Origin of the sequence: Stappia sp. (assembly GCF_040110915.1) — a bacterium.
Lineage (GTDB): Bacteria > Pseudomonadota > Alphaproteobacteria > Rhizobiales > Stappiaceae > Stappia.
Window position 1 is genome coordinate 2,818,584 of record NZ_CP157793.1, and the last position, 22,266, is coordinate 2,840,849.

Consider the following 22,266-nt stretch of genomic DNA (forward strand, 5'->3'; position numbering starts at 1 on the left):
TCGTGAGCTAGCCATTTCGCTCGCAACGACAGCGAAAGCATATCAGATTCTGATGAGAACGACAGGCTTCTGCGGCAAATTATGGGCCAATTTTCGCTTCGTCGTCGTCCTCTATATCCCCAATTTGATAACAATCCAGAAATCTTAAATAGCATTCCCGCTAAGCCGCGAGCACCCAACCCATCTGCGCCGGTTGCTCCGGAGAGGCCGGCGCCGGACGATCATTGTCGTCACGAAGCTCGAACATTATGTGCCACTCGATCATCGCCGCTAGTAGCAGCCCCAAGGTTGATAGGGTGCCGCATGCCTCCAAGTGTCAACGCGAGGCCGTCAATCGTCAGCGTCTGTTTCTGTCCACGAAAGCCCGCTTAGTATTTCCCATGCCGCTAGAAAATGATCATGGGCGATGTAACCAAACTTCGGAAGGTCATCCGAAAAGTAGATATCGTCGATGCCGTTTCGATAGCAATGAGCGATATAATCGCTGAAAACGGTTCGCAAAATCCCGCTAAGCCTTATGTGCATGTTATGGCAAATTACTGCCTCAATCATGCTGGTCTTGAAGCTTCTCCAATCAGGGGTGCATATTTCCGGCAAAACGGAAACGCCATCCTTTCCCATGAAGAATTCATCAAAGGAATCCTGCATAATACGGATTGCCTGCCCAATAAACGCCGAGTGCAAGCTCTCCAACCAGTATTCATTATTGGGAACTTGATCGATTAGGGCCTGCACCGCTTCTAGTCGAGACGGATCGGAGGTGCCAGAAACCTTACCTTCAGAAGATGAAGCTCTGAGAGGGCTGAATGGATTCACAATGCAGAGAACCAAGGTGTTCGGAAGGGCGAAGACCGCGGTGGTCTCAGCCCAGTACTGCCGCGCATAGATGAGCCCATGTAGCCCTGCTGCTTCAAGTCTCTGCGAGACTAATCCCGTCATGATTTTAAACGCATCTTGGGCATAGTCTGGGGGCATGCAGCCGGGCTCGCCTGCATCAATCCACCCGTCGATTAAAGGAAAGGATGCCGTCACCACAGTCATCGACCCATCGTCGAGGACATTGTTTTCGATCCAACGGTAGTACAGTTCGCTTGGATAATATGTCTCAAGCACGATTTGATCGCCATCCATCCGAGGAATAAAAGCGAGGACGTTCTTATTGTTGATGATCAGTTCTTGCGCCAGTGCATCTCTAACGCCCCTTCCTTCCATCGGTGCAATCAGAACCGACATCAGGCTTGACTCAGACAGCGGCGGGAACAAAGTGCAGAAGTGATTTGCGTAGCCCAAAAGCTCATTGAACGCTTGGCGCTCTGTCTGGGTAGATTTTTTTAGTTCGATTATGACGAGATCGCCTGAACCCGAGATGATTCCTAGTAGATCAATACGAGTCGTACTGTCACCGTCTCGAACCAAACGTACCTCTTTTCCGTCGATTTGAAGCTCCTCTAGATCTTCAATCATTCGATTGATCTTCGTTTCCGTCCGATTTTGAAGAAGGTCCGCTATGCTAGGGAAAGATCCTTCTGGCAGGGCGAGAGGTTCACGCTTCTCGACTATCAAGGAATGCAGATCGTCCTTGTGGTTACTGAACAGGTAATCTCTTAATTCGTTTTCGTTCATAAGTCCCCGCAGTGGATGTATTTTATGCGAGATCGCATTCGCTTTACTCGGACGACGGCACTGAGAGACTGCTAGTATTCGCGCCCGATGACAATGACCGATTTTAAAATACACTCACTGACCTCTGGCTTCGAACAAGGGTTGTCAGCCGAACGGCGGCCCGCAGGTCGCACCGATCTGAATCAGACGGCTGCTCGTTAGACGAGTCCACGCTTACGGGGGCCTCTATAGCTGTCCCTCGATTCAGCAGCAGCGCAGACAACATTTGGTTGGATGGACTTGGCAAAAGTTGGTGTGGTTGCACGTGGTTTCGTGTTGAGGACTCGAACCCGCAACCAAGACGAAAATGCCGCCATCCAAAAGCGCCTAGATTCGAGGTGTTGCTGTATTCGTCAAAATATTTGATGGTTAACGGTATTTTTGGATTGAAGGCGCTGCGGCTTTACTAGGGCAAAAACGGCCTGACGGTATCCGAGGCTTAAAACTGGCGGTATTTTGGGGGTCAGGATACCGTCAAAATGGCTTGGCTGGGCCATTTTCTGAAAGTTAAGTTATTGATTTTATTGTTAAAATATTTGACAAATGGTCAAAAAAGGCAGTTGGTGGGCCCGGAGGGACTCGAACCCCCAACCAATCCGTTATGAGCGGACGGCTCTAACCAATTGAGCTACAGGCCCATGGTGCAACGCAGCGGGTGCGAGCGCGGCGACACCTTGACGCATTGGTATAGCAGGCGGGCGATGGCTGACAAGCGAGGCGTGCCGCCGGCGCGCGGCCTTTCCCGAGGTTTTGCTCCCGCCGCGCCGGCCGGGCATGCTACGTCAGGAGAAGGCCGTCGCCATCGCAGGGCGCGGCCGACCCTCAAGGACAGACCGAGGATACGCCCATGTTCCGGCTCACCGCCCTCCTGCCGACCCGCGTCCTCGCCGCGTCGTTCGCCGTCGCCGTCGCGGGCTGGACGGCGGCGGCCGGCGCGCAGGACAGTCTTCCCTGCAGCGCACGGGCGACGGCGGAGACGATCTACCTGCCCGCCTATTCCGAGGTTCCAAGCTCCGACAGAGGCCGGGTGCAATTCGCGTCCACCGTGCTGGTGCACAATGTGGATCCCGACACGGATCTGGTGCTGACCCGGGTCAGCTATCATGACGCGAGCGGCGCGAAGGTGAGGGACATGCTGGGCGAGGAGACGCCGCTCGCGCCCTTCGCCTCCTTCAGCGCGGTCGTGGATGTGACCGACCGCTCGGGCGGAATCGGCGCCAATTTCATCATCGAATGGCGCGCCGAAACGGCCAGTCTGTCGCCCATCGCGGAGGCCGTGATGCTCGGCTCGCGCGGAACGCAGGGCTTCGCGATCGGCACCGAGGGGCGCACGATCCGGCGAACCCCGGCCCCCTGCCCGCAAGACTGACCGGTCAAGACTGACCGGTCTCGCGACGCCCTGATCCTTCCCTCCTGCGCGGCCGGCCATCGGCCCATTGCCTTGAGCGGCAAACCGCGCGACAAGCAGAGGCGCGCGGACGCGGCCATTGCGCGCCGCGTCGGTCGTCCGTGCCAGTCGAGAGGCTTCCATGCCGCGCTTTCCCCTCACCGTGACCCTCGTGCTCGTCTCGCTGACGCTGATCGGATGGCTGCTTGTCGTTGGCCGGGCGCTGCTTCTGCCCTTCGTTATCGCGATCCTCGTCTGGTACCTGATCAACGCCCTCGCGGCGGCGATCCGGGCGATTCCCCTCGGGCCCTATCGCCTGCCGCCCGTCGTCGCGCTGCCGGCGGCCCTGGCGGTCATCTTCGGCGTCTCGACCATGGTGGTGGACATCGTCACGGCGAACCTGACCGAGCTGGCGCGCGACGCGCCGGTCTATCAGGCCCGGCTCGAGGCGCTCGTCGCCACCTATTCCGAAAAGCTGGGGCTGGAAAACCCGCTCGAGTTGCGCGATCTCGTGCCCGACAACGCGCTCAACCGGGCGATCGCCGCCGGCGCCAATGCCATCACCACCATCGCCGGATCCGCCTCGCTGGTCTTCATCTACGTGCTGTTCCTGTTGCTCGAGCAGAAGACCTTCGACCGCAAGATGCTGCGGCTGTTCACCTCGCCCGAGCGCGCGGAGATCGCCTTCAAGGTGCGCGAGCGCATCGCCGTGGCGCTGCGGCACTATCTCGGCATCAAGACGGCGGTGAGCGTGCTCACCGGCGTGCTGACGCATGTGCTGCTCACCGTCCTCGGCCTGCCCTATGCCGCGCTGTTCGGCTTCATCGCCTTCCTGCTGAACTACATCCCGACCATCGGCTCGCTGACGGCGGTGATTTTCCCCAGCCTGCTGGCGCTCGTCTATTTCGACAACCTGACGCCCTTCCTGATCATCAGCCTGGGGCTCGGCACCATCCAGTTTTCCATCGGCAACCTGCTGGAACCCCGGTTGATGGGCACGAGCCTCAACATGTCGGGCCTCGTGATCATGCTGTCGCTCGCCTTCTGGGGCTCGATCTGGGGCGTGACCGGCATGGTGCTCTGCGTGCCGCTGACGGTGATGGTGCTGATCATCTGTGCGCAGTTTCCCGCCTCCCGCCCGATCGCCGTGCTTCTGTCCGCCGACGGCGACGTCGGCGAGCCGATCGCCATGACGTCCGGCGCGAATGGCGCAAATGGCGCGAAGGAGGCCGGGGGCACCCCCTGACGCCGCCTTCGACACGCCGCAATTGAAGCGGAAGGTCCGCGCGATCGGCCCCGCGATCTCGCGATTGCGGACGATCGGACACACAATTTCGGGCCCCGGCGAACGGGGCTGGATCGGGAGTTTCTCAATGCGTCTCTTCACCACCCGCCGCGCGCTCCTGCCCGCGGCCCTGCTCGCCGTCGCCCTGGCCGCGCCGGCCGCCGCCGACAGCCCGCGCGTCGCCACGCTCGACATGACCGGCACCGGAAGCGTCACCGCCGCGCCCGACATGGCGATGGTCAGGAGCGGCGTGGTCACCCAGGCGCCGACGGCTGCCGAGGCCCTTTCCGCCAACACCGAGGCGATGACATCCGTGATCGCCCGCATCAAGGACACCGGTGTCGAGGCACGCGATATCCAGACCTCGGACTTTTCCGTCGTGCCGCAGTACCGGCGCGTGAAGCCCAACGATCCCATCGACCACAGCCGGGAACTCGTCGGCTATCAGGTGTCCAACACCGTGACGGTCCGGGTCCGCGATCTCGGCGGCCTCGGCGGCCTGCTCGATGCGGTCGTGCGCGACGGCGCCAACAGCATCGACGGCCTGTCCTTCGTCGTCAGCGACGCCGACGCCCGCAAGGACGCGGCGCGCAAGGCGGCCATGGCCGATGCCCTGCGCAAGGCCCGCCTCTATGCCGAGGCCGCCGGCGTGGACCTCGGGCGGGTGCTGTCGATCTCGGAGCAGGATTATTCCCCGCGCCCGCAGATGATGATGGCCCGCTCCGCCATGGAAGGCGCCGCGGACGCCGTGCCGCTGGAAGCCGGCGAGACCACGCTGCAGGTGCGCGTCAACGTCACCTGGGAACTGCAGCAGTAACCGCCCGCAAGGGGCCGGCGCGCGCAACGCTCACGCCGGTCCCAGCCCCTCGCGGATCCAGACCTGCAGCGCCTTGCGGCTGGAGGTCGTCTCGCCGATATCGGGCCAGTCGAAGCCGACGGTGAGCCCGTCGACCGGATGGTAGCCCCGTTTGCGCCAGAACGGATCGAGCGGTCGATAGCCGTCGGGCCTGCGCGGATCGTCGTCGCCCCGGATGACGGCGCAAAAGGCGGCCGCGTCGAAGCCCAGCGCGCGGGCATGCGCCTCGCGATGGTCGAAGAACGCATGGCCGATGCCCTGGCCGCGATACGCCGGATCGAGCACGGATTCGGCGAAATAGAAGAAACGCGCCGGATCGTGGCCCGCCGCCGCGAAGGGCGCGCGGAACTCCTCCACCTCTTGCGCCAGCGGTTGCCCCGTCGCCGCCCCCACCAGCCGGTCGCCGTCGCGCGCCGCCACGACCACCGCGCCCGGTGCCGCCGCGTATCGCGCCAGATAGTCCTCCTCGTAGGCGCGCGACCCCTCGTAAAGATACGGCCAGTCGCGAAACACGGCGACGCGAAGGTCCGCGAGCGCGGAAAGCACGGGCTCTATTTCCTTACCCGTCAAACTAATTACGGTGAGCGCCATTCTTCCGGTCCGTTTTTCCTGTCAATTGCTTAGCCGACTTTCCTGCGATTTGTCCTGACCAGAAAAAATGCATTGAAATCGACTCACGGCGAGCTTATACGGTGGTGCTTCGGGACTGAACCCGGGTTTCATCTACTGGTTGGGGAGACCGCCATGTCTGACGACGGCCTCTTCCAATTGGGGATGGACTTGGAGGCTCGTGACTACGACGGATCGCATGCGTCCACGCGGGACGCGGTCGACCGCATCGAGCCAAGAAGCACCACCCATACGGAAGACAAATACGAAACGTCCGCAGTGCTCACGCAGGACGACCGGCTCGATCACTTCATCGAGAAGGATGGCGTGCGCTGTGCGGGATCGCATCTGATCATCGATCTCTACGATGCCGAAAAGCTCGACGACCTTCCCTATATCGAGGAAGCGTTGAAGACCTGCGTCGAGGAGGCGGGCGCGACCCTGCTGCACATTCATCTTCATCCGTTCGAGCCGACCGGCGTGAGCGGAGTGGCGGTGCTTGCCGAAAGTCACATCTCCGTCCACACGTGGCCGGAGGCCGGCTATGCCGCCTTCGACGTCTTCATGTGCGGCGATGCGATCCCGGAGAAATGCGTCGAGGTTCTCGAGCGTGCCTTCGCGCCCGGGCGCTGCGAGGTCAGCGAGCTTCTGCGCGGCAGGCAAGTCGCATGAGTTCGGGCCTGACCTTCAAGGAAACGCTCTATCCGGGCGTCGAGGTGAACTACGCCTGCGACAGCGTTCTGTATCAGGACCGCTCCGAGCATCAGGATCTCGTGCTGTTCGAGAACCCGGTCTTCGGCAAGGTCCTGATGCTGGACGGGATCACCCAGGTCACCACCGCGGACGAGTTCATCTATCACGAGATGATGGCCCATGTGCCGATCCTGGCGCATGGGGCCGCGCGCGAGGTTCTGATCGTCGGCGGCGGCGACTGCGGCATGGCCGAGGAAGCGCTGAAGCATCCCGGCATCGCCCGGCTGACGCAGGTCGAGATCGACGATGCGGTCGTGGAGTTCTCCAGGACGAATTTCTCGGAGTTCAACGCGCCCGTGTTCGACGATCCGCGCTTCGATCTGGTGATCGCCGACGGTGCGCGCTTCGTCGCCGAGACGGATCGGCGCTTCGACGTGGTGATGGTCGATTCCACCGATCCGATGGGACCGGGCGCGGTGCTCTTCACGCAAGAGTTCTACCGCAACGTCCACCGCTGCCTGACGCCCGGTGGCGTGCTCGTCACGCAGAACGGCGTGCCGTTCCTGCAGCGTGCGGAACTGGTCACCTCGGTGCGCCATTTCGCGTCGATCTACAAGGACGCGGCGGCCTATGTCGCGGCCATCCCGACCTATTTCGGCGGCCACATGGCGTTCGGCTGGGCCAGCGACAACGCGGACTTGCGCAAGACGCCGGTCGATGTGCTCACCGAGCGCTTCGACGCGGCCGGCTTCGACACGCGCTACTACACGCCGGAGGTTCACGCCGCCGCCTTCGCCCTGCCGCGCTTCATTCGCGACGCGGTGGACGAGGGCCGCAAGGGCTGACCCGCGCACCGCGCGTGAACACATCGGGGGCGGCCATTGGCCGCCCCCTTTTTCTGTGGCGGCCCGCGGCCACCGCCCGTTTCTGTCGCAAGTCATCGCCGGGGCCCGTCCCTGCGACATCTTGCGACACTCTTGACATAGCTCAGCGACACGTGCGCGAGACGCTCGCATCCTCACAACCGGGCCGCTTCATGGCGACCGGGTCCCGTCCTTCGACCGGAGAGGTGCTTCCATGTCCGCCGATACATCGTCCGCCCCTGCGCCAACCGCGCAGGAGCCCGCCGCCGGCACGGCGCCGGCCGCCTATTCCCCGACGCAGATCGTTCTCCACTGGGTCGTTGCCGCCCTTGTCGTCTTCCAGATCGTCTTCGCCGAGGCGATGGAGGAATTGGGCGAGGCCGCCGAATACGGCGAGCGGATCGGCGCCGGCGAGGCGTTGCTCGGCAACCTGCACATCTGGGCCGGCTTCGCGATCCTGGCGCTGACCGTCTGGCGCCTCGTGCTCAAGGCGACGCATGGCGCCCCGCCCGAGCCGAAGGGCACGCCCGCGACGCTCTTTCTCATGCGCGCCACCTACGCCCTGTTCTACCTGCTGCTGATCGCGGTGCCGCTCACCGGCGCGGCCGCCTGGTATCTCGGGATCGAGGCGGCCGGCGAGGTCCACGAGCTGTCCAAGCCCGCCTTCATCGCGCTGATCGCGCTGCATGTGGCGGCGACGATCTGGCACGGCGTGGTGCTCAAGGACCGGGTGATGGCCCGCATGCTGCCCGCCCGCGGGCGCGGCCAAAGCGCGTAAGCCCTGGCCGGCTCAATCGCGCGCTTTAAGCCCCGCGCGTCAATCGCGCGCCTCGAGCCATTCCCGCATCGTCTCGCGATCGCCGGAGAGCACGCCTTCGGCGATCCGCTCCCCGACGACCGCACCGAACTTGTAGCCGTGCCCGGAACAGGCCGAGACGATCGTCGCCCGGTCCTCGGCCGCCGCGAAGAAATGCTCGTCGCGGGTGAACGTATAGGCGCAGGTCACCACGTCGGTCACCGCATAGTCATCGATCCGGGCGAAGGGCGGCGCGAAGAGATTGCGGATGATCTCGCCTTCGCCCGGCTCCGGCGTGCGTCGGTCGTTCGCGTGACACGGCACCTTGTGGACGCCCGCGCCGACCTTCAAGCCGGTGCCGGCCACCGGCGGCAGCACATAGCCGTCGACGGTGCCGCCGACATCGAGAATCGCCGGCGCGGCCTCCCAGGCGGCCTTCAGGTCGGCCGGCGGGGCGAGATAGGCGACCGCCGTTCGGTAGCTGGTCAGATGGCCCGAAAGCACGGGGAAGAGATCGAGCACCCAGGCCCCGGCCGTGACCACCACGTGATCCGCGCTGAGCGTCTCGCCGTCCGCCAGCGTCACGGTCCCCTTCGCCGCATCGACCGACGTCACCTTCGTGGTCTCGCGCAAGGTCGCGCCGGCCCGACGCAGCCAGCCGGCCATGTCGGCGGCGATCTTCCGGCACAGCAGCACCCCGCCTTCCGGGCTCGTCGCGGCGAAGCGGACATGCGCGGGATCGAGGAACGGATAGCGCTCCGCCGCCTCCCGCGCGCCGAATTCCTCCAGCGGATAGCCGCCGGCGATCAGACCGTCGCGATACTCCGTCGCCTCGTCGTCCGGCGTCTGGGAGACGAGCAGAAAGCCGGTGTCCACCAGATGCCTGGCGCCGAGATCCTCCCACAGTCTGTCCCACGCCTCGAAGGCGGCGCCGATGCGCCGCTGGTATCCGCCCTGCCCGCCATAGGCGCGGCGGATGATGCGATGCTGGTCGCCGGAGGCCGACAGCGGATTGGGGATCGGCCCCTGCTCGATCAAGGTGACGGCAACGCCCCGCCGGATCAGCGCCCAGGCGGTGGACAGACCGGCAATGCCGGCCCCGACGATGATCACATGCATGACGCGCCCTCCGTGTGTTGTCCGGTGCCGGACCCGTCGGCCCGTCGCGCTCCGGTGACGGGATCGTAGCGCCGGATGACGCCCCTGGACCACGCTTGCACCTGCGCCTGCGCGAGGTTCCCCACAGCCAAGATATCGATCAGGATGCCGATGCCCTCCGCAGGGAGCGGCACGGGAGACGGAAACGCCATGACCGACCTTCGCCTCGCGGACCTGCCGGACCTCGGCTACCTGCTGCGCGAGTACTATGAGCTCTACCGCTTTCTGTCGTCGGGCGGGTCGGACCGCATCCGCGCCCATCAGCGCGCCGTGCGCGAGGCCATCGGCCGCGTGCTGAAGGCGAACGGGCCGATCGGCTTCGCCGAGCCCGCGCAGAAGCCGGTGACCGCGCATCTCAAGCGCGCCCTCGACGAGGGACGGCTGGAGCGCACCGCACCCTTCATCCGGGCGGTGGAAGCGGTCGCCGACCGGCTCGTCTGGCAATACGGCTACGAGAAGGTGCCCAAGGGTCTGGAGCGCAAGTTCGCCTATGCGGAGATCTGCGGCCCGACCGGCCCGGTGCTGAGCGACCAGGTGATCCTCGGCCTGGTGCTCTTCGCACCGGGCTGCACCTATCCGGCCCATTCGCACAAGGGAATTTCGGAGAGCTACATCTGCCTGTCCGGATCGGTCTCGGAAAACCACCAGGGCGTCTATGCGCCGGGCTCGATGATCTTCAACCCGCCCGAACACATGCACCGCATCACCGTGTCGACCACGGAACCGGCCCTGCTCGCCTATGCCTGGGTCGGCCCGCCGGAGCTGCTCGCCAACCAGAAGATGGTGTTCTCCCGCCCGCGCAAGAGCGGCTGAGCGTCGCGCGCGTGGCGATTTGCGCCACCAGTCCGCGGCCCGCGATGCCGTCACGCCTTGCCTGGCAGGCGCGCGCCGACCCATCCGGGACAGTCGGCCGCAGACAGCGAATCGCCACCGCGTGATCCCGGCCGAATGCAGTGAGAGCCGGGATCGAAGAGCCCCGCCGGCAAGCAGACCCCGCGCCGACCTTTCCCGCATCGGCGTCAGGCGCCGGCTTTTTGCCTGTCGGCGTCAGGCGCCGACCTCTCTCGCGCCGGCGTCAGGCGCCGACCTGGGCAATCCAGTCCTGGAGATTGTAATAGGTCGTGATGCGCGCGATTTTTCCCTCGCGGATGGCGAAGAAGCTGCCCGCCGGCAGCCGGTACGTCTGTCCCTTCGCCTCCGGCAGCCCCTCGTCGCTCGCCAGATAGGTCCCCGACACGATGAACTCGGCGGCCGCGCGCGTGCCGTCCTCGGCGACGAAGATCACCATGTCGGAGAGCTCTTCCTTGTAGCACCGCGTCATATGCGCGTTGAACTCCGCAAAGGCCGCCTTGCCCTGGCGCCGGCCGCCCTGATTGACGTCATGCGCCACATCGTCGGTGACGAGCTCGGCCATCGCGGCCGTGTCGCCGGCATTGAAGGCAGCGAAATAGCGCTCAACGAGCGCGCGGGTGTCGGCGGAGGGCGAAGACGACATGAGCGGATCCTTTGAAGGCAATAGGGGGCGGCAATCGGCATCGCCCGCGTGAAAGCCGGCGGCGCGGCGGAGTGTGTCCCCGCCGCGCCGGCGGTTCAAGAGAGAGGAACTCCCTTTCCCCGGCTCACATCACCGCCTGGAACGCCAGCCCCGAGACAATCGCGCCCAACACCCCGAGCCCGAGATAAGCGGCGAAGACCGGCGCGCGCACCAGCGACCAGACGGCGGCCATGGCGGGCACGGAGCTGACCGCCCCGGCGATCATGAAGGCCATGGCCGCGCCCGCCGTCATGCCCTGCTCCATCAGGCCGGCAAGCAGCGGCGGTGCGACATAGCTGTTGAGATAGGCCGGCATGCCGACGAGCGCGGCAGTCGCCACCGGCAACACGCCCTCGCCGCCGACGAGCCCGGCAATCGTCTGCGCCGGAACATAGGTGACGAGCAGGGCCTCCAGCACATAGGCAAAGGCAAGCCACTTCACCAGAAACAGCGCGTTCGCCCTGAGCTCGGTGGCGAAGGTCGCGCGCCGCGCCGCCTCCCGCCAGAACCGCCAGACGGGACGGCCGGAAAAGGGCGACGGCCCGCAGCCGCAGCCGCCCGAGGACCGCGCCCGCACCGGCGCCGCGAAGAAGCCTGCTGCAAGCAGCGCCTTGACCGCGAAGCCGCCGACCAGCCCCAGAGCGACCGCGAAGACCGCCTTGCCGATGGCGAAGGGCCAGCCGAGCGCGGCGGCCGTGATCAGGAGCGTCGGCGGGTCGATCAGCGGCGAGGACAGCCAGAAGGCCATGACGGCGGAGAGCGGCGCGCCGACGGCAAGCAAGCCGGCGATGAAGGGAATGACCTCGCAGGAGCAAAAGGGCGCGAGCCCGCCGAACAGCGCGGCCAGCAGGATCGCCGGCGTCTCGCGCCCCTGAAAGGCGCGGCCCACCGTCGCCTCCGCGCCGGATGCCTTGAGCGCGGCGATCAGAAACACGGCGAAAGCGATATAGGGCGCGGTCCCGGCGAAGGCGGTGAGCGCGAAGACGATCACATCGACGGTCCGCGCCGGATCGAGCACCGCCACGAGAAGCGGCAGACCGACGACCAGCGTCCAGGGCGTCGTCAGCGCGGCGCGAATGCGGCCCCAGGGAACGCCCGGCCGGGCCGGCGGGCTGGCCGGACCGCAGCACCCGGCCTCGGGCGAAGAGGAGGAAGAGGCGTCAGCCATCGGTCGCTGTCCTGTGTCGTGGGGTATCGGGCGCCGGCGCGTCCGGCGTCCATTCGTCGGCGCAGCATTCCTTCATGATGAACCCGGCCAGATGTTCCAGCCGGTCGAAGGCCGCGCGGCTGATCACCGCCCGTCCCTGCTTTTCCTGAAAGATCAGCCCGCCGGCGGCGAGAAAGCGCAGGTGATGCGCGAGCGTGGAAGCAGCCATGCCGGTGCGCGCCTGAATATCCCCGACGGTCAGCCCCGCCGACCCCGCCTTGACCAGCGCCAACACCACCGCCAGCCGCGCCTCAGACCCGATGGCGGCAAACCCCTGCGCGGCTTCCTCCAGCGTGAGCCCCGGCGCGCAGTCCGCCGCCGCCACGCCACTGGCGGCCGCAGTGTCCGCATCTTCGGTCCGTGTGTCGTCGCTCATGAGATTTCCGCTCGCGCTCCCGGAGGCTACGATTAATTTATAAAACTAGTTTTATAGTTATATTAGACGGACGTCAAGGCGAGCAACGGCATCCCACGCCAGAGCGGGCTCCGCCCCCTCACCGTGCCGGAAAACCGCGCGCGCGCCACTGGGAGCGCGGGACGGGCGGGCCGACGCGGAAGGAGAAGCGTTCGACCCGGGTCACGCCGGGGTCGGTTTCGCAGCGGAAATTCAGCTCGTACCATTGCCCGCGCGAGCGATAGGCGGCGCGGGCCGGTTCCAGCACATTGCCCGGGGCGGGGCGGAAGGACGGCAGCAGTTCCGCCGGCCGGTCGGGATAGAGGCTGGAAATCTGCGCGCGCAGTTCCGTCACGCACAGAAGATTGAGCCGCTGCGGTCCGGACAGACCGGCCATCGCCGTGCGCCCGCGCGCGCCACCGAGGATCTGGTTGGAGAAGAGTTCCTGCGCAGACCCGGTTCGCGGACCGCCGCCAGGCGGCGTCAGCTCCACCGCGCGCCCGGGCAGGCGCACGCCGGGCGGCAAGGTCTCGTCCTCCACCGCGCGCCCCGGCGCGCCCGGCACCGTCCGCGCCAGATCCCGCAGGACAGGTTCCGGCGGCGGAACCGGCTTGGCGCGCGGCGCGGCCGCCGCGATGGCCGCGAAAGCCCCCTCGCCATCCGGCGCGCTCGCAGGGGCCTCGTCCACCGCTGTCTCGCCTTCGCGCGCGACCTCGCCCAGGGCCTCAGGCCCCTCGGCGCTCTCCGCCTCGGGCGCAGGGTCCTCCGCGCTTTCTGTGTCGGTGGTTTCTGTCTCGGCGTTCTCCGTGTCGCCGGTCTCGCCGACCGCTGTTTCAGGTGTTTCGGTGTCGGCTGTCTCGGTGTCGGTGCGCCCGTTTTCCGCGCGCGCCGTCTCCGTCGCCGCATCATCGGCGCCCATGTCCCCGGCCGGGACGTCCCCCTCCTCGCGGGAGGCCTCGGCCGGTTCGCCGGCCGCCTCCCCGGCGTCGGCCCGGGCGGGATCTTCGCCCGTAGTCTCGCCCCCATTTTCGCCCGCGTCTGCGGCAGACGGCGCGTCTTCGGCGGCCGGCGGCAGCGCGTCGCGGAGCGCTTCGTCCCGCGTGCCCTCAGCGGGGCGCGCCTCCTCGGCGAACTCCTCGACCGCCTGCAACGTCCGAACGCTGCCGGCCTCCGGCTGCGGCGCGTCCTCGACCTCTTGCGGTTCGGGCTCCGGTTGGGGCTCCGGTTCGGGCACGGGTTCAGGCTCGGGCACAGGCTCCGGTTCCGGCGCGGGCTCGGGTTCGGGAACGGCTGCGGGCGCTTCGGTCTCCGCCTCTTCCGGCGCCGGCGGTTCGGGAGCGGGGGCCGGCGCGACCTCGGGCGCCTGCGGCGCGGCCGGCGGCGGCACGAGCTCAACCTCGAGCGGTGCGTCCTCGATCCCCGGGGGCGGCGTCCGGTCCGGCTCCGGCGCAGCGACCATCAGCGCCACGACAAGCGCATGCAGGACGAGCGAGGCCGAAAGGCCCGCCACCCACGCCCGTCGGTCGCCGGGTGGCATCGCTTGCCGCCCCGGGCGGTCCGGCACGATGTCCGTCGCTGCGGTGATGGTCGTCGCCTCCGGGTTCGCGGGATCCACTCCCGCCGCGATCCGATCCGATACGGCCGGCGGATGCCCGCAGGCTGAGGGAGCGCATGCGCCGCGTCAATCGCATCCGTGGTCGGGAAACGCGCGCGCCGTAACACAAAAAACCCGGCGTCGCCGCCGGGTTTTTCAGGAACCGTCCGGCACGCGCGATCAGCTGTCCAGGAAGGACCGCAGCTTGCGCGAGCGGCTCGGATGCTTGAGCTTCCTGAGCGCCTTGGCCTCGATCTGGCGAATACGCTCGCGCGTCACCGAGAACTGCTGGCCGACCTCTTCCAGCGTGTGATCGGTGTTCATGCCGATGCCGAAGCGCATGCGCAGCACGCGTTCCTCGCGCGGGGTGAGCGAGGCGAGCACGCGGGTCGTCGTCTCGCGCAGGTTCGACTGGATCGCCGCGTCGATCGGCAGGACCGCGTTCTTGTCCTCGATGAAGTCGCCGAGATGGCTGTCTTCCTCGTCGCCGATCGGCGTTTCGAGGGAGATCGGCTCCTTGGCGATCTTGAGAACCTTGCGGACCTTTTCCAGCGGCATCTGCAGCTTTTCGGCCAGTTCCTCCGGCGTCGGCTCGCGGCCGATCTCATGCAGCATCTGCCGCGAGGTGCGCACGATCTTGTTGATCGTCTCGATCATGTGCACCGGAATGCGGATGGTGCGCGCCTGGTCGGCGATCGAGCGGGTGATCGCCTGCCGGATCCACCATGTCGCATAGGTGGAGAACTTGTAGCCGCGCCGATACTCGAACTTGTCGACCGCCTTCATCAGGCCGATGTTGCCTTCCTGGATGAGGTCCAGGAACTGCAGGCCGCGGTTGGTGTACTTCTTGGCGATGGAGATGACGAGGCGCAGGTTGGCCTCCACCATCTCCTTCTTGGCGATGCGCGCCTCGCGCTCGCCCTTCTGCACCATGGAGACGATGCGGCGGAACTCCGCCGTTTCCAGACCGGTCTCGGAGGCGAGCGCCTGAATGTCCTGACGCAGCTCGCGGATCGCGTCCTTTTCATCGGCGACGAAGCTCTTCCAGCCCCGCGACGAGAGATTGGCGACCTTGCGGATCCAGTTCGGATCGAGCTCGTTGCCCTGATACTGCTTGAGGAAGTCGGTGCGGTCCACGCCGTGGCTGTCGGCGAGGCGCAGCAGCCGGCCCTCGTAGCCCATCAGCCGCTTGTTGATGTCGTAGAGCTGCGCGACCAGCGCGTCGATGCGCTGCTGGTTGAGCGACAGGCTCTTCACATCGACGACGATGTCTTCCTTGAGCTTGCGATAGCGGCGCTCCTGCGACGGCGACAGGGTCTTGTTGGCGAGCTTGTTCTCGACCAGCTGATCCTGCAGGCGGCGCAGCTTCTTGTATTCGTCCGCGATCCGGTCGAAGGTCTCGAGCACCTTCGGCTTGAGCTCGGCCTCCATCGCCGAGAGCGAGATGTTGGCCTCGAACTCGTCGTCGTCCTCGCCGTCGCCATCGCCCTCGCTCTCGCCTTCGGCGGCGCCCTCGGGCTTGGCCGGCGCATCGGCGGCGGCAGGAGCCTTGGCGGCTGGCGCCGGCGCGGCCGCCTCGTCGCCCTCGGTCTCGTCGCCCTCGCCGTCGGCCTTGAAATCCGGCCCGGCGTAGGTCGCCTCGAGGTCGATGATGTCGCGCAGGAGGACCTTGCCCTCGTTCAGCTCGTCGCGCCAGATGATGATCGCCTGGAAGGTCAGCGGGCTTTCGCACAGGCCGGCGATCATCGCCTCGCGGCCGGCCTCGATCCGCTTGGCGATGGCGATCTCGCCCTCGCGCGACAGAAGCTCGACCGACCCCATCTCGCGCAGATACATGCGCACGGGATCGTCGGTGCGGTCGGCCGGCTCCTTGGTGGTGGTCTTGGCCACCGCCGTGGGCGCCGCCTCGACGAGTTCGCCGCCCTGGGCGTCGTCGTTGGCCGCTTCCTCGGCTTCCTCTTCCTCGATGACGTTGATGCCCATGTCGGACAGCATCGCCATCGTGTCCTCGATCTGCTCGGAGGTCACCTCCTCCGACGGGAGCACCTCGTTGAGCTCCTCATAGGTGACGTAGCCGCGCTTCTTGGCGAGCTTGATCATCCGCTTGACGGCGGCATCGGACAGATCCAGAAGCGGCCCGTCGCCGGTCTCGCTCGGGGTCTCCTGGGTCTCGTCCGCCTGCGTCGCTTTAGCTGCCATGTTTTTCTCCGGCCTCGCCGGCCTCTCGCGGCCTGGCGCTGTCGCGTTTCAATTCGGGATCGCCCGCCCGCCACCGCATGCCGATGCACGCGGACGAGGCACGGCCCGCCTCCGCGTCACCGCGGATCCGGGCGTCGATTTCCTACTGGTAAATGCTGTCCGTTAAGTGCCACTTAACCCTGCAAGACGATTCGACAAGCTGGACCTCGCCTCGACACCGAACGTCTCCGCGAGCGTGCATGTGGATCGGTGGTTTGCGACACCGAACCCGATACGGGTTTTTGAGACAGCCGGGTGATTTCCTGCCGCTTGGGAGGCGATGCCGTCTGGGCTGCCGGACGCGGCGCGAACGCTGTCTAATGGGTCTATGTAGCGTACCGGCGGGGATTCGCAAGAGTGATTCGCCGCGCGTCAATCGATTCGGCGCGCAATCCCCATCGCGTGAGCCCCCTTCGCCCCGCGATACTGCGCGGGGAGCCCCCTTACGCCCCTTACGCCGGAGCCGCCAGCGGGACAGCGGCCGTTTCCGCACCGCCGCCGCGCAGCTGGCGCGCCCGCTCGGCGAGCGCGTGTTCGTCGCGCGCGCATTCCTCGCGCCGGCGCGCGAGATCCTGCGAGTGGGCGCGGATGCGCTCCCAGTCGCCTTCCTCCAGCGTATCGCCGAGCGACGCCAGTTCCTCCTCCAGATCCGCCTCGGCCGCGCGCAGTTCCAGCAGGTCGAGGTAGTGGGCGAAGAGATCCTCCACGAAGTCGACCGGCGGGTCGAAGCGCAGGATCGGCAGCCGCTGGGCGAGATCGCGAAAGCGCGCCTGCCCGCGCGCGCCCGGCTCATGCATCGGCCCCGCCTCCCCCTCGCCGAGCGCCTCGCTCAGGATCTGATAGAAGCGCGTGTCGAGCGTTTCGAAGAAGCGGCTGACGGGAACATCCTCCAGCTCCGTCGCGATACGGCACAATTCGTCTCGGAAGCGCGCATGCAGCGCGTCGCCGAAGCCGGCGGTGCTCAGCCGCTCCACGTGGCGCTCAAGCAGATGCGGGTACTTGAGGCAAAGCCCGCACAGGATGCGCTCATTGCCGAACATCGTCGTTTCGGGCAGGTCGCCGCCGCGCGCCGGCAGCGAGGGCTCCTCCGCCCCGCTCGCGCCGGGACGACGGGCGGGGCGCGCGCCTCCCGCGCCGCGCTGCGCGCGGGCCTGCTGGTAGAAGAGGTTCGACAGGCGCAGACGGATGTCGAGCTGGTAGCCGCGCCGCACCCGCTCGTCGGCGATCGTGCGCACCAGATCGTCGAGGCTCTTTTCCAGCGCCGCGCGCCGTTCCGGCGTGTCGATGCGCGCGGCCTGCACCTCGCGCTCCCACAGCACCTCGATCAGCGGCCGGCTGCCGGAGAGCGCACCGGCGAAAGTCTCGCGCCCGCCCGTCTGGATCAGGTCGTCCGGGTCCTTGCCGTCGGGCAGGAACACGAAGCCGAAGGAATAGCCGCTCTTCAGCCCCGGCAGGATGCGGTCGACCGCGCGGTGCGCCGCCGACACGCCCGCCGCGTCGCCGTCGAAACAGACGACCGGCTCCGGCGCCAGCCGCCAGAGCCTGGCCACCTGCTCCTCGGTGAAGGCCGTGCCGAGCGCGGCCACCACATTGCGCATGCCGGCCTGCCAGATCGCGATGGCATCCATGTAACCTTCCACCACGATCGCCTGGCCCGACCGATGGGCGGGCTCGCGGGCGCGGTGAAAGTTGAAGACCATCGTTCCCTTGTGGAACAGCGGCGTTTCAGGGGAGTTGAGGTATTTCGGCTGGCCGTCGGGGTCGAGCGTGCGCCCGCCGAAGGCGATCACCCGGCCGCGGTCGTCCTGGATCGGGATCATCAGCCGGTTGCGGAAACGGTCGTAGGACGCGCGCCCGTCGTCGGGACGGATGACGAGCCCGGCCTCGATCATCTGCGCCTCGTCCACGCCCTTGCCGATCAGATGGCGCTTGAGCGCGTCGCGCCCGTTCGGCGCATAGCCGAAGCGGAATTCGCGCAAGGTCTCCGGCAACAGCTTCCGCCGCGCGACATAGGCGCGCGCCGCCTCGCCGCTGGAAGTCGCGAATTCGTCCTGAAAGAAGCGTGCCGCCATCTCGCAGATCTCGGCGAGACCGGCGCGCCGCTCGGCCCGCGCCGCCGCCTGCGGATCGGGCGCCGGCAGGGGAACGCCGGCCTGTTCGGCGAGCCGCTCCACCGCCTCGGGAAAGCTCAGCCCCTCGGTCTCGGTGAGAAAGCGGAAGTGATCGCCCGACGCGCCGCAGCCGAAGCACTTGTAGCGCCCCCGCCGGTCGTCGACGTGGAAGCTCGGCGTCTTTTCCTGGTGAAACGGGCAGCAGGCCCAGAAGTCGCCGCGCGCCGGCTGGCTCTTGCGCCGGTCCCAGCTCACGCGCCGCGCCACGACATCCGAAATCGGAAGCCGGTCGCGGATCTCGTCGAGCAATCCGGGAGAAAAGCGCATGTCTGGTCCTGTTCGAACAAGGCGGATCGACGGCGGAGATTGCCCACACGGCGCGAGGATCGTCGCGGGCCCGGACGGTGCGACCCGGTCAGGCCCTGCCCCCCACACGGGATCCCACGCCCGGTCCCGGCGCGCGGGCTGCATGGCGTCCGCGAGCGGCGCAGTCTATCGCAAGGAGGCGGGGCGCACCACGCGCAAGGCGCGCATCGAGGAAGCGATGGGGACAGCCGTGCACGGTGTGTGGACAGGGCGGCGGCCCGGACGCGGCCACCGGCCGCGAGGGGCCGGAGCGGACCGGCCGACGGTCAAGGTCGAGGCGGAGCCGGCGGTGTCAGTCGAGGCGGAGAAGATCCTTCACCACGCAGCTGGCGCGCACGAAATCCATCTGCCCCGGATAGCGCTGCTTGAGTGCCGCCATGCAGCGCCCCATATCGCGCAAGCCGCTTGCGTTGATGTCGCGCACGACATCCTCGCAGGCTTCCTTCATGGCGACATCGTCGAACTGCTTGGGCAGAAACTCGCGAATGATCTCGACTTCTTCCCGCTCCTGTTCGGCGAGATCCAGCTGTCCGGCCTCCTCGAAATCGCGGATCGAGGCGCTGCGCTGCTGCACCATCTTCTGCAGAACCTGCTCGATCTCGGCATCGGCAACCCCGTCGCGACCGCTCGCCCGCGCCCGCGCGTCGCGATCCTGGATCGCGGCAAGCAGCAGGCGCAGCGTCGCCGCCCGATGTTTGTCGTTGCTCTCCACGGCCCCTTGCAGCGCCGCATCGATCCTTTCACGCATGACCTACCCTGTCGTCCGCTCGTCGGCTCCGGGTCCGTTTCGGCGAAACGGAACTCCAGGACATGACGTTCATCGATCAAGTCTTTGTTTTTCTTCTATATTTTTCGAAGGGCCGAGAGTTGACCGTTGCACCGGCTTCCCATAAAGTGCGGCCCTCGAAAGCACCGTTGACACCAACACCGTGCTGCGTCAAGGCACTCGGATCGCAAGACACGAGCCGCCAGGTCGCAGGAAATAGGCGTCCAGTGCGAAAGAGCAAGGTGTCCGACGCGCGACAGCCAAAGCGCCCGGCACGCCAGAACAGTCACCGTTCGAAACGAGAAAGCACCACATGACGACCGCCGACGCCTGGTCCGCGACGCCGCCCACGGCCATCCTCGTGCTGGCCGACGGCACCATCATCGAAGGCCAGGGGTTCGGCGCGACCGGCCAGGCCTGCGCCGAGGTGTGCTTCAACACCGCCCTCACCGGCTACGAGGAAATCCTCACCGACCCGTCCTATGCCGGGCAGATCGTCACTTTCACCTTCCCGCATATCGGGAACGTGGGGACGAACGACGAGGATGTCGAGACGGTCAACATGGCCGCCGCCTCGGGCGTGCGCGGCACCATCGTGCGCGCCGACGTCAGCGAGCCCTCCAACTACCGCGCGGCGCGCCACTTCGACGCCTGGCTGAAGGCGCGCGGGATCATCGGCCTTTCGGGCATCGACACCCGGGCGCTCACCGCGCTGATCCGCGAGACCGGCGCCGCCAACGCGGTGATCGCGCATGATCCCGACGGCAACTTCGACAAGGACGCGCTGAAGGCAGCGGCCGCGAACTGGCCCGGGCTCGTCGGCATGGATCTCGCCAAGGACGTCACCGCCGGCCAGAGCTACGGCTGGACGCAAACGCCCTGGGAATGGAACAAGGGCTACGGCGAGCGCACCGACGGTCCGTTCAAGGTCGTGGCCATCGACTACGGCATGAAGCGCAACATCCTGCGGCTTCTGACCGATGCCGGCTGCGACGTCACGACGCTGCCCGCGACCGCCACCGCCGAGGAGGTTCTGGCCCACGATCCGGACGGCATTTTCCTGTCGAACGGCCCCGGCGATCCGGCGGCGACCGGCGTCTACGCGGTTCCCGAGATCCGCAAGCTGGTCGAAAGCGGCTTGCCGGTCTTCGGCATCTGCCTCGGCCACCAGATGCTCGCGCTGGCGCTCGGCGCAAAGACCGTGAAGATGCACCAGGGCCACCACGGCGCGAACCATCCGGTCTTCGACCGCACGACCGGAAAGGTCGAGATCACCTCGATGAACCACGGCTTCGCGGTCGACCGCGAGACGCTGCCCGAGGGCGTGGAGGAAACCCACGTATCGCTGTTCGACGGCTCCAACTGCGGGCTTCGGCTGGGCGACCGGCCGGTGTTCTCCGTGCAGTATCACCCGGAAGCCTCGCCCGGACCGCGCGACAGCCACTATCTCTTCCTGCGCTTCACCAACCTGATGCGCGCCCGCAAGGGCCAGCAGCCGGTGGCGGAAAAGGCCTCCGCGCCGGCCGCCTGAGGGCGGGCGCAGTCCGCACGCAACGCAACAAAAAACGCCGGGTCGCCCCGGCGTTTTTTTTGACAGGCCCCGGATCGGCGACGACCGGTCCGGCGACCTCAGTTGCAGCCCGTGCGGCAGGATCAGGCAGGCGCGCCGGCTTCGATCAGCCCGTCGAGCGCGGTCAGGACGTCATCCATCTCCGCGATCTGGTCGCGCAGCTGAAGCTGCTGCTCCTTGAGCATCTCGTCCTGACGGCGGCAGATCTCGCGCAGTTGCGCCAGCTGCGCCCCGCGTTCCATGCGCCCTTCGACCAGCGCGATGACGTCGCGGATTTCGGTGAGGGTCAGGCCCAGACGCTTGGCCTGGAGGATCACCCGCATGCGCCCGATATCGCGGGCATGATAGTACCGGCGCGCGCCGCGGCGTTCGGGATTGAGCAATCCCTTTTCCTCGTAGAAGCGCAGGGCGCGCAAGGTAACCCCGAAGGTCTCGGCCATTTCGGCGATCGAAAGCTTGCGGTCATCCTTGGCGTCAACGTCGATCGGCCCCGCCAGATCCGGCGCCACGCCGCGTTTCCCCGATATGTCCAACATTCCGATACTCTTCTCGTTGCGTTTTTCTGTTGTTCGCGGGCCCTGGGCCAATGCCCCGGTTCCCGATCGCCGATACGGTCGTTCGGCCGGGACCCCCGAGGCCGAACAGAGATCGCCGATCCCGCACGCTCCCGCTGCGTTACAGGCTGTGAAACACTCCATACGCCGGCTGTCGGCGGGGCACGTGGCCGCTGCGACACCCACTCGGCGACGACGGAACTATCTCACTTTCCGTTGCGGCCGACGTTCTCATTTTACGCCATTTTCTTATCATTTCGCTCCGTGGAATGAAAAATAAGGCAATCGAGACATGATTTTTCGTCATGATGTGATGCCAAACGCTCCGGCGGCAACCAAAGAGCGGTGTGCCGCAACGTCTCGGCCGGCCATTAATATGATTTTTAGGAGGTTTTATTTTTGGAAGTTCGCAAGACCCCGACGTGAAACTTGAGATGAGAGACGTTCAAGACTGAAAACTTGACGATTACGATTTCGATTTCTTGAGTACTTCAAAGCAGAAATAATTCCAAAGAATGAGGTCCGGCGCCGGAACTCCATGGCCCGCGACAGACGAACGCCGCCGCGCACTGTGAAACATCCGCAATCTTCTCAGCGGTTAACGGCCGGCATCAGCACCCGCT

Annotated in this window: 19 protein-coding genes and 1 tRNA gene; 8 read left to right on the top strand and 12 right to left on the bottom strand. The window is 66.3% G+C overall.

Going from position 1 to position 22,266, the window contains the following annotated elements; translation table 11 throughout:
* Window positions 1–330: 330 nt before the first annotated feature.
* Window positions 331–1,623 (bottom strand): hypothetical protein, encoded by a 1,293-nt coding sequence (locus tag ABL312_RS12620; protein WP_349357732.1) that lies wholly within the window; start codon window positions 1,621–1,623, stop codon window positions 331–333.
* Between the two features lie 600 nt (window positions 1,624–2,223).
* Window positions 2,224–2,300: transfer RNA gene (locus ABL312_RS12625), tRNA-Ile, on the bottom strand.
* 209 nt (window positions 2,301–2,509) lie between these two features.
* On the opposite strand from ABL312_RS12625, the gene ABL312_RS12630 reads away from it, so the two are divergent.
* The 3 genes from ABL312_RS12630 (at window position 2,510) to ABL312_RS12640 (ending at window position 5,151) form a co-directional block, all read left to right on the top strand.
* Window positions 2,510–3,031 (top strand): DUF3124 domain-containing protein, encoded by a 522-nt coding sequence (locus tag ABL312_RS12630; RefSeq protein WP_349357734.1) that lies wholly within the window; start codon window positions 2,510–2,512, stop codon window positions 3,029–3,031.
* Window positions 3,032–3,191: 160 nt separating this feature from the next.
* Window positions 3,192–4,295, top strand: coding sequence for an AI-2E family transporter (locus ABL312_RS12635; RefSeq protein ID WP_349357736.1), 1,104 nt, complete (start codon window positions 3,192–3,194; stop codon window positions 4,293–4,295).
* A 127-nt stretch (window positions 4,296–4,422) separates the two neighbouring features.
* Window positions 4,423–5,151 (top strand): SIMPL domain-containing protein, encoded by a 729-nt coding sequence (locus ABL312_RS12640; protein WP_349357738.1) that lies wholly within the window; start codon window positions 4,423–4,425, stop codon window positions 5,149–5,151.
* Between the two features lie 30 nt (window positions 5,152–5,181).
* Here the strand turns inward: ABL312_RS12640 and ABL312_RS12645 are convergent, their stop codons facing one another.
* Window positions 5,182–5,736 (bottom strand): GNAT family N-acetyltransferase, encoded by a 555-nt coding sequence (locus tag ABL312_RS12645; protein WP_349357739.1) that lies wholly within the window; start codon window positions 5,734–5,736, stop codon window positions 5,182–5,184.
* Between the two features lie 198 nt (window positions 5,737–5,934).
* Here ABL312_RS12645 and speD point away from each other — a divergent pair, with 198 nt between their 5' ends.
* The 3 genes from speD to ABL312_RS12660 all read left to right on the top strand — a co-directional run bounded on the left by speD (window position 5,935) and on the right by ABL312_RS12660 (window position 8,133).
* The gene (gene speD, locus ABL312_RS12650; protein ID WP_349357740.1) at window positions 5,935–6,471 is read left to right on the top strand and encodes an adenosylmethionine decarboxylase; all 537 of its coding nucleotides are present in this window, start codon (window positions 5,935–5,937) and stop codon (window positions 6,469–6,471) included.
* Window positions 6,468–7,337, top strand: coding sequence for a polyamine aminopropyltransferase (speE, locus tag ABL312_RS12655; protein ID WP_349357741.1), 870 nt, complete (start codon window positions 6,468–6,470; stop codon window positions 7,335–7,337). Before speD ends, speE begins: the two co-directional genes overlap by 4 nt.
* Window positions 7,338–7,569: 232 nt before the next feature.
* Window positions 7,570–8,133, top strand: a complete 564-nt coding sequence (locus ABL312_RS12660) for a cytochrome b/b6 domain-containing protein (RefSeq protein WP_349357742.1) — start codon at window positions 7,570–7,572, stop codon at window positions 8,131–8,133.
* A 39-nt stretch (window positions 8,134–8,172) separates the two neighbouring features.
* Here the strand turns inward: ABL312_RS12660 and ABL312_RS12665 are convergent, their stop codons facing one another.
* Window positions 8,173–9,270 carry an FAD-dependent oxidoreductase gene (locus ABL312_RS12665; RefSeq protein WP_349357743.1) on the bottom strand — a complete coding sequence of 366 codons (1,098 nt, stop codon included), beginning with the start codon at window positions 9,268–9,270 and terminating at the stop codon, window positions 8,173–8,175.
* 189 nt (window positions 9,271–9,459) lie between these two features.
* Between ABL312_RS12665 and ABL312_RS12670 the strand changes: the two genes are divergently transcribed.
* Window positions 9,460–10,122, top strand: a complete 663-nt coding sequence (locus ABL312_RS12670) for a dimethylsulfonioproprionate lyase family protein (protein WP_349357744.1) — start codon at window positions 9,460–9,462, stop codon at window positions 10,120–10,122.
* Between the two features lie 262 nt (window positions 10,123–10,384).
* Here ABL312_RS12670 and ABL312_RS12675 read toward each other — a convergent pair whose 3' ends face one another.
* The 7 genes from ABL312_RS12675 to ABL312_RS12705 all read right to left on the bottom strand — a co-directional run bounded on the left by ABL312_RS12675 (window position 10,385) and on the right by ABL312_RS12705 (window position 19,501).
* Window positions 10,385–10,804 (bottom strand): ketosteroid isomerase-related protein, encoded by a 420-nt coding sequence (locus tag ABL312_RS12675; RefSeq protein WP_349357745.1) that lies wholly within the window; start codon window positions 10,802–10,804, stop codon window positions 10,385–10,387.
* Window positions 10,805–10,928: 124 nt separating this feature from the next.
* Window positions 10,929–12,011, bottom strand: a complete 1,083-nt coding sequence (locus tag ABL312_RS12680; RefSeq protein ID WP_349357746.1) for a permease — start codon at window positions 12,009–12,011, stop codon at window positions 10,929–10,931.
* Window positions 12,004–12,426, bottom strand: a complete 423-nt coding sequence (locus ABL312_RS12685) for a metalloregulator ArsR/SmtB family transcription factor (protein WP_349357747.1) — start codon at window positions 12,424–12,426, stop codon at window positions 12,004–12,006. Before ABL312_RS12685 ends, ABL312_RS12680 begins: the two co-directional genes overlap by 8 nt.
* Window positions 12,427–12,544: 118 nt before the next feature.
* Complete coding sequence (locus ABL312_RS12690; RefSeq protein ID WP_349357748.1) at window positions 12,545–13,954, bottom strand: DUF930 domain-containing protein; 1,410 nt, start codon at window positions 13,952–13,954, stop codon at window positions 12,545–12,547.
* Window positions 13,955–14,218: 264 nt separating this feature from the next.
* Window positions 14,219–16,237 (bottom strand): RNA polymerase sigma factor RpoD, encoded by a 2,019-nt coding sequence (gene rpoD / locus ABL312_RS12695; RefSeq protein ID WP_349357749.1) that lies wholly within the window; start codon window positions 16,235–16,237, stop codon window positions 14,219–14,221.
* A gap of 491 nt (window positions 16,238–16,728) precedes the next feature.
* On the bottom strand, window positions 16,729–18,714 hold the full coding sequence (dnaG, locus tag ABL312_RS12700; RefSeq protein ID WP_349357752.1) for a DNA primase: 1,986 nt from the start codon (window positions 18,712–18,714) through the stop codon (window positions 16,729–16,731).
* A 331-nt stretch (window positions 18,715–19,045) separates the two neighbouring features.
* Window positions 19,046–19,501 carry a GatB/YqeY domain-containing protein gene (locus tag ABL312_RS12705; protein WP_349357753.1) on the bottom strand — a complete coding sequence of 152 codons (456 nt, stop codon included), beginning with the start codon at window positions 19,499–19,501 and terminating at the stop codon, window positions 19,046–19,048.
* Between the two features lie 331 nt (window positions 19,502–19,832).
* Between ABL312_RS12705 and carA the strand changes: the two genes are divergently transcribed.
* The gene (carA, locus tag ABL312_RS12710; protein WP_349357754.1) at window positions 19,833–21,050 is read left to right on the top strand and encodes a glutamine-hydrolyzing carbamoyl-phosphate synthase small subunit; all 1,218 of its coding nucleotides are present in this window, start codon (window positions 19,833–19,835) and stop codon (window positions 21,048–21,050) included.
* 122 nt (window positions 21,051–21,172) lie between these two features.
* Here the strand turns inward: carA and ABL312_RS12715 are convergent, their stop codons facing one another.
* Window positions 21,173–21,625, bottom strand: coding sequence for a MerR family transcriptional regulator (locus ABL312_RS12715; RefSeq protein WP_349357755.1), 453 nt, complete (start codon window positions 21,623–21,625; stop codon window positions 21,173–21,175).
* Between the last annotated feature and the right edge of the window lie 641 nt (window positions 21,626–22,266).